This window comes from Paenibacillus sp. J31TS4 (assembly GCF_018403265.1).
GTDB lineage: Bacteria > Bacillota > Bacilli > Paenibacillales > NBRC-103111 > J31TS4.
In genome coordinates this window covers 452413-464376 of sequence record NZ_BOSI01000002.1, presented here as the reverse complement: position 1 = coordinate 464376, position 11964 = coordinate 452413, and the positions used below count along the sequence as shown (strand labels likewise).

8 protein-coding genes, 1 pseudogene and 1 riboswitch are annotated in these 11964 nt (G+C 65.1%); all 9 genes and pseudogenes read right to left on the bottom strand.

From position 1 onward, the window contains the following. Position 1: 1 nt before the first annotated feature. The 9 genes and pseudogenes from KJS47_RS12960 to KJS47_RS12920 all read right to left on the bottom strand — a co-directional run bounded on the left by KJS47_RS12960 (position 2) and on the right by KJS47_RS12920 (position 11892). A complete protein-coding gene (locus tag KJS47_RS12960) occupies positions 2–493 on the bottom strand; it encodes a cation:proton antiporter regulatory subunit (RefSeq protein WP_213525462.1) in 492 nt (163 codons plus the stop codon). Positions 494–767: 274 nt separating this feature from the next. Beyond that, positions 768–1133, bottom strand: coding sequence for a hypothetical protein (locus KJS47_RS12955; protein ID WP_213525461.1), 366 nt, complete (start codon positions 1131–1133; stop codon positions 768–770). A 143-nt stretch (positions 1134–1276) separates the two neighbouring features. Continuing rightward, complete coding sequence (locus KJS47_RS12950) at positions 1277–1999, bottom strand: ECF transporter S component (protein WP_249716346.1); 723 nt, start codon at positions 1997–1999, stop codon at positions 1277–1279. Further along, the gene (locus KJS47_RS12945) at positions 1972–3744 is read right to left on the bottom strand and encodes an ABC transporter ATP-binding protein (protein ID WP_213525460.1); all 1773 of its coding nucleotides are present in this window, start codon (positions 3742–3744) and stop codon (positions 1972–1974) included. Before KJS47_RS12945 ends, KJS47_RS12950 begins: the two co-directional genes overlap by 28 nt. Then, positions 3717–4607, bottom strand: a complete 891-nt coding sequence (locus KJS47_RS12940; RefSeq protein ID WP_213525459.1) for an energy-coupling factor transporter transmembrane component T — start codon at positions 4605–4607, stop codon at positions 3717–3719. Before KJS47_RS12940 ends, KJS47_RS12945 begins: the two co-directional genes overlap by 28 nt. Beyond that, positions 4604–5428 (bottom strand): DUF4430 domain-containing protein, encoded by an 825-nt coding sequence (locus KJS47_RS12935; RefSeq protein WP_213525458.1) that lies wholly within the window; start codon positions 5426–5428, stop codon positions 4604–4606. Before KJS47_RS12935 ends, KJS47_RS12940 begins: the two co-directional genes overlap by 4 nt. A 129-nt stretch (positions 5429–5557) precedes the next feature. After that, positions 5558–9613: an S-layer homology domain-containing protein gene (locus tag KJS47_RS12930; protein ID WP_213525457.1), complete on the bottom strand. Its 4056-nt coding sequence runs from the start codon at positions 9611–9613 to the stop codon at positions 5558–5560. A gap of 219 nt (positions 9614–9832) precedes the next feature. Further along, positions 9833–10028: riboswitch (cobalamin riboswitch) on the bottom strand. Between the two features lie 367 nt (positions 10029–10395). Beyond that, a pseudogene (locus tag KJS47_RS12925) lies at positions 10396–10980 on the bottom strand (ATP-dependent Clp protease proteolytic subunit); the annotation flags it as partial. A gap of 30 nt (positions 10981–11010) precedes the next feature. Next, positions 11011–11892: an RNA polymerase sigma factor gene (locus tag KJS47_RS12920; protein ID WP_213525455.1), complete on the bottom strand. Its 882-nt coding sequence runs from the start codon at positions 11890–11892 to the stop codon at positions 11011–11013. Between the last annotated feature and the right edge of the window lie 72 nt (positions 11893–11964).

Here is an 11964-nt window from a genome sequence, read left to right as displayed (position 1 = left end):
GTCAATCACACCCGTTCTTTAAGACTTGCTTGAAATCCCTCTGCTGCCGCCGCTCTCCCGCGACGACCAGCATGCTGTTCGCAGAGAGGACGAACTCCGGGCCCGGATTGATCTGCGTCCCCTGCTTCCCGGCTACGGCGATGATGGTGGCGCCCGTCTGCCGGCGAACATTCAGCTCGCCGATCGTGCGTCCGACACAGGCGTATTCGGGCTCGATGCGATACCATTCGATCACGAGCTCGTCAAGCGCCACCTCGATCGTCTCCAGCGCCTTCGGCTTGTAAGTCATCCCGCCCACGATGGCCGCGAACAGCCGGGCTTCGTCATCGTCCAGCGAGAAGGAAGCCACGCTGTCGTCGGGCTCTCCGGGCTGGAACTGGAAGCACTCCCTCCTTCCGTCGTCGTGCAGGACAAGGACGAGCTTGTCGCCCTCCTTTGTCAGTAATTCAAATTTTTTGCCTACGCCAGGCAATTCGATCTCGCGTATTTGCATCGATAGACATCCTCCTCTACAGAATGGTTTTACAGTAGTCAGGCGTCCGGAATCCGGCCGTCCTGACTGCCTATGTCAAGAGACGGGCATGAGCAAACAAGCCCCTGCCGCATCGTTTTTTTCAACGTTAGAGCGTAACTGCATCCGATATTTTCGTTTGGCGCGCCGACTATCCTGCGGCACGCCAGGCTGCGCATCACAAAGAAACCTACAGCTTTGCCGTCAAAAAAACGGAACCCGTAAGCGGACTAGGACAAAATTGGAACGATAAGGTCTACACGAAAGTGGAGGTGTACCGGATGGGTGCCAGCAGAAGCCTGCTAAGCCTGCGGGCAATGAGCGGAGCGAACGAAACGCGGGGGGTAAGCTTGCGGCGGTAGCCGTTAAAGAGGAGGGCGCCGGCAAGAGCCAAGGCAGCCGGAAAATAGCGGGACATCCGCTTCTGGTCGGTCTCAGACGACTGCTTCCGAACGATGAGCTGAACCGCCGATTCGCTTCCTTGAGAAGCGGACGTACGGGCGGACGATTCGCTGGCGGACGTCTCCGGCGTGGAAGTAGGCGTCGGGGTAACAAACAGCATAAGAACAAACACCAACGTAATTGAAATCCAGTGATTGGGGGCAAAACGAGGAGTATGCATGCAATCTGACCTCCTTTCCATTGGATTCTAGTCAAATTATAGCACAAAACGGCCGAATTCGCAAAAAAATCGTGATTGCAGGCGGACAATCGGGTACTAGCCAAACGCAAAAAACGGGCCTCCCCCGCAGGGAAGCCCGCCCTCTATCGTATCGGCGCGCCAGGCCCCGGCCCGCCGCCCGGCTCCGTGAGTAAACCGTATTTGCGGCGGAACCGTGTGAGCACCGACATCCAGCTGCGGCCGAACACGGCAAGGAAAAAGACGTTGCTCAGCGCATGTGCCAGATCGAACGGTAAGCTCTGGATATAAGCCGCCGTGATAAGCGGCAGGCTCCACGCTTCCGGCAGCTGGATCAGATACCAAATGTTCAGAATCCAGCCGAACAGGAAGCCCCAGACGAAGCCGAATAGGAGGAGCCCCGCCCGGCGGTTCATCCACCAGGTGTGGCGCCACCAGCCCGCCGTCGCGCCGGCCATCCCCCAGGCGAACATTTGCCAGGATGTCCACGGCCCCTGGCCGAGAAACAGATTCGAGACGAGAGCGGCGACCGAACCGATCAAAAAGCCCGCTTCCGCGCCGAAGACGCAGCCGGATACGATGACGACGAATGTAACGGGCTGGACGCTCGGAAGCGGCGCGAACGGCACCCGCCCCACCGCCGCGATCGCGGCCAGCACGGCGAGCAGCACCAGCTCCCGCGCTTCCACGGACCGTCTCTCGAAGCGGATGAAGAGAGGGGCCATGGCTGCTGCCGCCAGCACCAGACTAAGCAGCATGTAATGCGAATCGGTAACCGCGACGGAAACGGCCAGCCCCGCCGCGAATACGCCGATCGCCGTCAGAAGGAGGGTCCGTCTTGCGCCCATCGCCCGATCACCTCCTCGTACGTCAGCATGCCGGGCAGGAGGCCGCGCGTCATCCGGCCGACCGCCGTCGTGAAGAAATAATTGTCGCGGAAGAACGCCGCGGGAGCGTCCTCCGCCGCGATGGCGCCCTCGAACAACATGGCGCAGCGCGATGCCCGGCGGGCCGCGAACTCGACATCATGGGTGACGAGGACGATCGTCATCCCTTGCTCCCGGAGCTCCTCGAGCAGCTCGGCCAGCTGTTCCTTGGCGAGCGGATCGAGGCCTTTGGTCGGCTCGTCGAGAAGGAGCAGCGAAGGACGCCCGAGCAGCACCGAGGCAATCGCCGCGCGCTGCTGCTGGCCTCCGCTCAGCTCGTACGGATGCCGCTCCTCGAGCCCCTCCAGCCCGAGGGAAGCCAGGACGTCGGCGACCGCCGCCCCTGGTTCCGGCTGGCGGGCGTTACGGGCGGCCTCCGCCAGCTCCTCGCGCACCGTTTCCCCGCTGAACAGCAGCAGCGGGTTCTGCGGCAGGTAACCGGCCCGCAGGCCCGGCTGCGTCCTAAGCTTCCCCCGCAGCGGCTTCCGGAGGCCGCCGAGCAGCTGAAGCAGCGTCGATTTGCCGGCGCCGTTGCCGCCAAGCACGGCGAGCAGCTCCCCTTCCCGGACGGCGAGCGAGAGCTTGCGGAGCACCTCCTGCCCGCCGCGCTCGTATTGGTAGGTGATCTCCCGGCATTCGACCAGCGGTGCCGGACTGCCGGCGTCCGTCCGCGGGAGGCGGACGGACCAGCCGGGCTGTTCGAGCTCCAGGTCCCTCGGCGGGTGGGACTCCTCCCGTGCTTTAGGAGCCGAAGCTTCGTCAGCACGGGCTGCGGACACGGCTCCTCCGCCCGCCTCCCGCTCACCGTCCGGGCGCAGGCGGGTCAGCAGCCATTCCCGGCCGGCCCGAACGGTGAAGGGAGCCGGCTCGTCGGCGGAGGACATCCCTCCCTCCAGCCGGCAGGCCTGCAGATAGAGCCGGGTAACGGACGGCAGACTGCGCATCGCTTCCTCGTCCCCCGCCTCGTCCATCCGGCGGCATATCTCTTGAGGCGTGCCGTCGTATGCGATTCGCCCGTCCTTCAGGTAGACGATCCGGTCGGCGAGCGGACTGACGTCCTCCAGCCGATGCTCGCTTATGAGGACGGTCATCGCGCATTCCCGGTTGAGCCGGTGGACGAGCTGGAGCAGGTCGCGCGCCGCAACCGGATCAAGCTGGGCGACCGGTTCATCTAGCAGCAGGAGATCGGGCTGCAGCAGCAGGACGGACGCCAGGTTGACCAGTTGCTTCTGCCCGCCGGACAGCGCATGGACGGACTGCCCGAGCAGCGGCTCCAGCCCGAACGCGTGGGCCATCTCGGCGAGCCGTCTTCGCATGAGGCTCGGCTCGAAGCCGAGGTTCTCCATGGCGAACGCGAGCTCGTGCCAGACGCGGTCCATGACGATCTGGCTCTCCGGGTTTTGGAAGACGAGCCCGATGCGGGCGGCCGCCTCCCGTTCGTTCAGCTCCTCGAGCGGCCGGCCGCGGAACAGCAGCTGGCCGGAGAGCGCGCCGACCGGACGGACTGCCTGCTTGAGCAGGCGGAGCAGCGTGCTTTTGCCGCTCCCCGATGCGCCGCAAACGACGACGAACTCTCCCTCGCGAATCGTTAGCGAGACGTCCGTCAGCGCGTTGCGCTGCTCCTCCGGATAGCGAAAGCTCACATTGTCGGCGGTGAGAATTGCCATGCCAGCTTGTCTCCTCCTTCCAGGATGATCGGAATGATCAGGAAGCACGTAAAGGCTCCCAGGCAAGCCCCGTCCGCCACAGACAGAGTGATCGGCTCTAGCCGGGGATAAACGGTCAGCACCCCGAGCCCCATCGCCCGGCAGATGCCGGTCGCCGCGGCCAAGCCCGCCAGCAGCGTAAGGATGAGGCGGTCCCGGCCGTCCATCCGGTAAATCGTATACGAAGAACGCCGGGACGAACCGTAGCCGCGCGCCTTCATCGAATCGGCGGTTTGCAGCGCCTCCTCAAGCGACCAGGTGAGCAGGACGCGGAGCAGCAGCATGCCGTCCTTCATGCGCTTGCGCAGGACGCCCTCCGAGACGCTGATGCCTTTTTGCTTCTGGACGGCGGTGATCTCGTGCAGCCTCCGGCGAAACAGCGGCACGAACCGGACCGTCATCAGCGTCAGCAGCGCCAGCCGGGGAGCCGCCGCCCCGAACAGATACAGGAACCGGTCGGTGGTCACCACCTGCTGGTAGGAAGCAAAGGCGAGCAGGATCGCAAGGAGCGACAACCCCATTGTCGCTCCGTACAGAATGGCTTCCAGCGTGATCGGCTGGTCGAACAAATAGAAGAGAATGTGCCGCCCCCGGTGAGAAAAGAGCGGATTCATCAAGGTGACGGCGAGCGGCACGGCAAGCATGCCCGGCAGCTGCCGGGCCAGCCGCCGCCACCCGCCGAGCAGGGCGAGGAGCACCGCCAGCAGGACGGAGGCAACCGCCAGCAAAACCGGGTGCAGAAGCAGCATGCAGAGGAGCAGGACGCCGGCATAGTAGGCAAAGGAGACGGAGGGATGCAGCGAAGCGAAGCCGCCTCTCATCATGGCTGCGGCGCCCCCAGGTCCTTGCCGAGGTCAAGCGTGTAGAGCCATTCGACGCGGTCGCCTTCCTTCAGCTGGTAGCCGCCGGCGCTTTTCTTCGGGAACTCCCCGTTCACCCGGTACATCCAGCCGCTCTTGCCGCCGCGGTCGAATTCGTAGAGGTTGGCGATCCCCTCCACGTACGCCGCCCCGCCTGCGCCTCTGGTCTCCAGCTGGATGCGGCGGCTTCTCGTCTCCCGCTTCAATACATCCAGCACCGTGTCCCCCTGCTTCCATTCGACCGCGGTAGGCGGGAGAATCGTCCCGTTCTCGGCATCGCCGATGATCGCCAGATGAACCGCACTCTGCCGCTGCGGCTCCGGGGCCGCCTGCGATGGGCCCGGCGTGCTGCCGCCCCCGCTCGCCTGCGGGGTGCCCGCCGCGCTGCCGCCTGCGCTTGCCTTCGGGGTGCCCGCCGCGCTGCCGCCTGCACTCGCCTGCGGGGTGCCCGCCGCGCTGCCGCCCCCGCTCGCCTGCGGTGCGCCCGCCGTGCTGCCGACTGCGCTCGCCTGCGGTGAGCCCGCCGTGCTGCTGCCTGCGCTCGCCTGCGGTGCGCCCGCCGTGCTGCCGCCTGCGCTCGCCTGCGGGGCGCCCGGCGTGCTGCCGCCTGCGCTCGCCTGCGGGGCGGCCGTCGCGCTGCCGCCCGCGGCATCGGCAGACGGGCCAGGCGTCTGCAGCGAGCCGGCCGCTGCCCCCTGCGGCTCCTGAGAGGAGCAGCCGGCCGCCATTACCGGCAGCGTCAGGAGCAGCCACAACGCGAGCCGCTGGATATGCTTTTTCCTCATCGTCTCTACTCTCCTTTCCAGCAAGCAAAGGAACGAAGGTCAGCCCTTCGTTCCCCTGCTTGTCAGGACCGTCCGCGCCGCACGCCATCCCCTTGAGGATGGACAGTACGGCGCTTCGGCCCGTCGTATCTAGTTCGCGTTCCGGTCCAGCAGACGGACAGCCACCACGGCCGCCATCTCTCGGGATACCGCCTGCTCCGGATAATAGCGGTCGTTATAGCCTTCGAGCAGCTTGGCTGCCGTCACGGCCTGGACTGCGCCCAGCGCATCCGGCCGGATCTCCGCCAGGTCCTCGTACGAAGACGGCTCAGGCGTCTCCGGAAGCCCGTAGGCTCTTGCGAGCATAAGCGCCATGTCCTGCCGGCTGACCGGCCGGTTCGGCTCGAAGGTTGTGTCCGTTACGCCCTGCAGGATGCCTTCCTTCTTCGCCCGCATGACGGCGGAGAAATACCAGTCGTTCGGCTGCACATCGGCGAAGACCGGCTCCGCGGCGTTCCCATCCGGCAGCTTGAGCAGACGGACCAGGATCGCGGCGAATTCCGCCCGCGTCATCTCACGCTTCGGCTCGAACCGGTTCTCCCCGGTTCCCGTCATGATACCGGCGGCAAAAGCCCGGTAGACTGCGTCCGACGCCCAGGAAGCGATGTCGGCGTCATCCGCGTAACGCGTCTTGCCCTGTTCCGCCTGATCGGCGAGCCGGTAGAGCCCCGGCTGCCCGTCCAGCAGCCGCTGGTACGCGGCAAGCGCCATCAGCGCCTGCTCGGTCGCCAGCTCGTCGCTCGGTCCGCCCGCGGTATGCGCAAAGCCTCCGTCCGCGTTCTGGTAACTCAGCAGCCGGGCAACGAGTCCGCCCTGCGGCTTCGCAAAGGCAGCTGAGTCCGGCGAAAGGCCGAGTGCCGACAAGGCAATCAGTACCTGCGCGGTGCTCTCGCTGTTCGGCTCGTCATAGAGCGCGTAGCCGCCGGAGGCAAGCTGCATCTCTGCAAGCCGCTGCACCGCCTTGTCCACGGCGCGCTTCACGGCCGGCGCCTCCCGATACGGGGCTAGCGCCGCGACCGCCATCGCGGTCAGATCGGCATTGTCCTCTTCGCCTTTCACCAGAGGGAAGCCTCCGGACGCGTTCTGCTGCTCCAGGAGCCAAGCGGTCAGCTTGTCTCTCGTCCAGGCGGCCCCATCCGGAACCTGGTAGCCGCCGCTGTCGAGCGCCAGCAGGGCGAAGACCGGACCGTTGGTCCCCTGCGCGGTCATTCGTTCGCTGGAGTAAATGCGCTCGATCAGATTGATGCCTCCGAACGAAGCGGGATCGCCGCCGGACGCCAGAACCGCCAGCGCCAGCCGCTCGTAATCGGTAATCTTGCGGAGCTCTCCTCCGGCTTCCTTCAGCTGCCGCTCCGCTTCCGCCAGGTAGGCGGCGGGAACCGGATAGCCCGCACGGGCCAGTCCGAACGCTTCCCAATCGGAAAGCGCGCCGCCGGTTTGCACATGACGGACTGCGGCCTGCAGCGCCTGCCGGACCTGCTGCCTCCGGTCTTCGCTCGCACCCGCAAGCTCCGAACGGTCGACGACGGCAAACTTGGTGAAGTGGGTCACCTTGCCTGTCAGGACGCCGGTCTCGGCATCCAGCACGGCAGGGATCGGAATCCATTTGCCCGAAGTCTCGTCCAGCCAAACGAGTGTCAAGTCGGACGGCTGGGCGGTCGTGACCGGCACGCGGATGGACAGATAGACGGGCGTTTCAAAAACCGTTCCGGTCGGTCCGAGCTCATACAGCCCGGACACGAGACCGGCCATCGAGGTAGTCTCCTCCCGGCCGGTCAGCTTGACCGGCTGGCGGACGGCCGTAGCCGGAATGACCAGCTTGAGCTCTTCCTTGCCGTCCCGCAGCGTGGTCTCCCCGGAGATCGACGCCGTCCCTTCCAGCTCCGCCCGGTTCGCGGCGAGCTCCTTGCGCAGCTCCTCTGCCCGTGCGGCCGACATGCGCTTGTCGGCGTTGCGGACGGCCGTCGCGGTGCCTGCGCTGCCAAGCGGAAGCTTGTTGTCCGGCTTTACCGCCAGCCCGTCGATATCCCGATCCAGCTGCGCAAGTCCGGAAGGAGCCGATCCTCCGCCTCCGCCCGCTGCGCCGCCTCCGACGGAGCCTCCGGTCGACCCGCCGGCACCGAGATCCTTGCCCAGATCGAGCGTGTACCGCCACGCCACGGAATCGTTTTCCTTAAGCACGTAGCTTCCCGCGCTGACGGTGGGGAAGACACCGTTGACCGAGAACATCCAGCCGCTCTGCGGCCCTCGGTCGAATTGGGCGAGGCCGTCGATCGCCTGCACGTAGACGGACCCGCCGGACCCGCTGGCGACAACCCGGCCGCCCAGCTGGCGGGCCAGCACGCTGTATGCCGTATCTCCCGTCTGCAGCGTGACGATCGTAGACGGCAGCAGAATACCGGCCGAGCTGTCGCCCGTCACCGAGAGCGTAACCGTCTTGGCCGCCGGCGGCGTGACCGGACCTCCCCCGGAGCCTCCGCCGCTGCTCGGTGCCGCGGCGATAGTCAGCGCACGGGTTGAACGGACGATGGTCGGTGCGTCGCCTTCCACATAGCCGGTTGCCGTCAGGCGATAGGCTCCGGCCGGCAGATCGCCTCCCAGCGAAGCGTTCCCCTCGGCATCCGTTACGGCCGACTGCGAATAGGAGGCGGTTGCCGGCTCCGTTCCGGTTGCCGTTACCTGGACCCCGGCGGCCGGGCCCTCTACGAGCTGCCCGGTCGACCAGTCCATGGCAGCTTTCTTAACCGAGACGACGAACCTCTCGCCGGATGCCGGCGTCTCTGGGGCGGAGGCTACGACCGTGGTCAGCTCCGTTCCGTCTCCTCCGTAATAGACAAGGACGCGGTCGCCTTGGCGAAGCGCGTAATCCGCCATGCCGACGGACGGGATCTCCCACTGGCCGTCTCTCTCCACCGCGAACATCCAGCCGTCGTAGCCGCCGTAGAGTCCGCTCGGGATCGAACCGATCCCGTGCACATACTTGCCGAACGAAGCTTCCGTAATGCCGATCTCAATTCCTTTGGCCTTCCCCAGCTCGACGAGAGCGTCCATCGCCGTGGCTGCTTCCACGGCACCTTCGGCGACGGGCTCCTGCGGCCCTTCAACGACCACCTCTGCCTTGACCGGAGCCGGTGCCGGATCGGGATTCGGCGTCGGGCCCGGATCGGGTCCCGGCTCCGGCGCGGCGGGTGCGAAGCGGTACAGACCGCCCTCGCCCTTGGTGAACAGATCATAAGCGACGAGCGCCAGATACGCCTGCTCGGTCGCCATGCCATTCGAGCCGCCCGGCAGCACATGAGCGAAGCCGCCGTCCGCCTGCTGGAAGCTGAGCAGCTTGGTGATGAGATGAACGCCGCCCTTGGTGAAGCGCTCCCCAGTCGGATCGATGCCGTTCGCCGTCAGGGCGATGATCGCCTGCGCTACGCTCTCACTGCTGTCCATCCCCATGGAGCTGAAGCCGCCGTGAGGCTGCTGGCTGGCGGCCAGCCAGGCGACCGCGCGCTCTCCCGCCGTCTTCGCTTCCGGCTTGTCCGCATACGGAGCCAGCGCCGTGAGAGCGATCGAGGTCATATCCGGATCGCTTGCCCAGGCACCCAGGGAAAAGCCCCCGTCCTCGTTTTGCTTGGCGATCAGCTCCGCGACGAGCTTGTCCCGGCTCCAGGCCGCTCCCTCCGGTATGGCATAGTCGCCGGAATCCAGCGCAAGCAGCGCGTAGATCGGACCGTTCAGCCCTTGGTTCAGCATCTTCTCGTTCGAGTAGATCCGCTCGATCAGATTATAGCCGGCGAATGAGTCCGCCTTGCCTCCGACCGCGGCGATGCCGAGCGACAGGCGGGCGTAATCGGTGACGAGCCGGAAGGTGCCGTCCGCCGCCCGAATGCGCTCCTCCAGCCCTGTGACATAGCTGTCCGGCACGGTCTGTCCGGCCTTGGCCAGACCGACCGCCTGCCATTCCGACCGGACCCCGTCGGCCAGAATCCGCTTGCCCGCTTCATAAATGGCCTCCGTCACCGTGACTTCCGCTGCGAGAGCCGCCTCAGCGAGGGCCGGAACCGGCCGCGCGAACGTACCTCCCAGCAAGGTGATGGCCAATACGGCCGACAGCCAGACGGCGAGCAGCCGTTTGACTCTAGTGTGAATGCCCACGTTTCTTTTTCCCCTTTCTCCTGCTTCCCGTTCTGTTCTGTTCTGATCTGTGAGTATGCGATGCGCACCGCCGATTGTCCGGCAAACAAAAAAAGACCACCCTCAGCAAAAGGGTGATCGGTTCTTCCTAGCATCGCTTGTCCGCATTGAATAGACGGCCGGTACCAAAGATATGCAGTCCGGCTGCGCCGTTTCCATTCCCACCCCCCGAAGAATTAGAAACTGGAGAGAGGCAAGGCAGGTCTCCTGGCTCATGCGTCTTCGCTTCTCTTCGCCTTCCCGTTACTGAAACCAGCACAGTGGCATAGGAAGAGTCGCTCTGCATCTACAGTGGCGGGACCGCGCCGGCTTATACCGGACTTCCCTATTAAGCTAGCATCCGTCGGATGCTTGCACCTTGTCTCTCGCGTATTCGATTGTCGTTCCCCCGGCGTACGCCGGCAATAGAGTCTATAGTATAGGCAGTCCCGCGTTTTGTCCATCCCTATTTTTCCAACCTAGTCCCCTCTGTAGGAAAAAACCCTTTCTCCGCTCCGGGAGACGAAGAATGAAAAACCCTTTCTTCGCTCCGGGAGCAAAAGAAAGGGCTGGTAGACAATCCATGCGGCACGGATGCCGACTTGACATCCGGCGGCGATCGGCAGATCAGACAGGATCGCCGTTTCCTTCGAGATCCGGTCCTGCCAGGTGAGCTTCGCGGCTGACGGCTGCAGTCGGCTGGTGGCCCGCCGGGACGCCGAAGACAGAATTCCGGCAGGCGGGTCTTCGAGGCCGCCATCCCGCTACGGGCGGATCACCTGGTCGATGATGCCGTATTCCTTGGCTTCATCCGCGTTCATAAAATAGTCGCGGTCCATATCCTTCTCGACCTTCTCAAGCGGCTGCCCTGTACAGTCCGCCGCGATGCGGTTCAGCCGCTCGCGGATGTTCACGATCCGCCGGGCGCTGATCGCAATGTCACTGGCCTGCCCCTGGACGCCGCCATGCGGCTGGTGAATCATGATCTCGCTGTTCGGCAGGGCGAGACGCTTGCCCGGCGTCCCCGCCAGCAGCAGAATGGCGGCGAACGACGCGGCGAACCCGACGCACATCGTCTGCACATCCGGCTTGATATGCCGCATCGTGTCGTAGATCGCGAAGCCCGCGGTTGTCGAGCCTCCAGGGCTGTTGATATACAGGTGAATATCTTTGTCGGGGTCGACCGACGTCAAAAACAGCAGCTGGGCGATAATGCTGTTGGCCACCTGGTCGTCGATGGCGGAGCCAAGGAACACGATTCGGTCCTTCAGCAGCCGTGAATAAATATCGTACGACCTTTCTCCGTGACCGGTCGGCTCCACCACATAAGGAATATAACTGCTCATCCGCTTATCCTCCTTCTTGGATCAAGAATGAGTCTATGCGGCTGCCGCCCAACAGGACGGAGCGCCACCGGGGAGGGAAAGCCGCGCGCCGGGTCCGCATACTGTCCGGCTGCGAACACGATTCGCCAGGCCCGCGGAGCGCACAGAAGCTTCCTCGCCCGCGCCGGAACGATCGACAGCACCGTCCTCCTCGGTTATCGAGGACGCCGCCTTGGCCCCTGCCGCCTTGCGGCCGAGAACGGCTGGCGGAGCATCGTCCGGGCCTCCCTCATTCAGCAGCCGGACGAGCGCCTCGGCATCCTGGTCGACGAACGCCCGCAGGTAAGCATAGACCAGGCGCTCGTCAACATGGCTTCCCATATCGACGGGCGGCTGACCGCCTTCGCTCTCGCCGGCCTGCGCTGGTTGACGCAAGCTCTCCAGCCGCCGCCGGGCACGGTGCAGACAGGCCTTGACGGCTCCTTCGGTGGAGCCCGTCAGGACGGCGGCCTCTCCGGCGGAATAGCGGAGCAGTTCGACGAGCAGGTAGGCGACGAGCTGCCGGGGCGGCAGGAGCGCGACCAGCGACTCCATTGCGACGTATTCCTCGAGCAGTCCGGAGGATGTCCCGGGCTGCCGATGCGCCAGCTCCTCGAGACGGTCTCTGCCGGCCTGCTCCCTCCGGCACCGGTCGATCCATGTGCGCAAGGCGATGCGGAACAGATACGTCCGCGACATCTCCTGCCGGCCCGGCTGGCGCAGATGCATCAGGTAAGCCTTCAGCCAAGTGTCCTGCGCCAAATCGTCCCCTTCCCACGCCGATCGGGTCAGCGAGCGGCAGTAGGCGGAGAGCACCGGACGGTACGGCTCGATCAAAGAAGCAAACCGGTCTCCCTGGGCTGTTTTGCCGGACGCTTGCTGCACGGCCACGCTCATCGGCGGCTCCTCCCTTCGGTGTTTGATAAACTCCTTATAGATACGAATAAAAGGGCCGAATCGATACGGCCC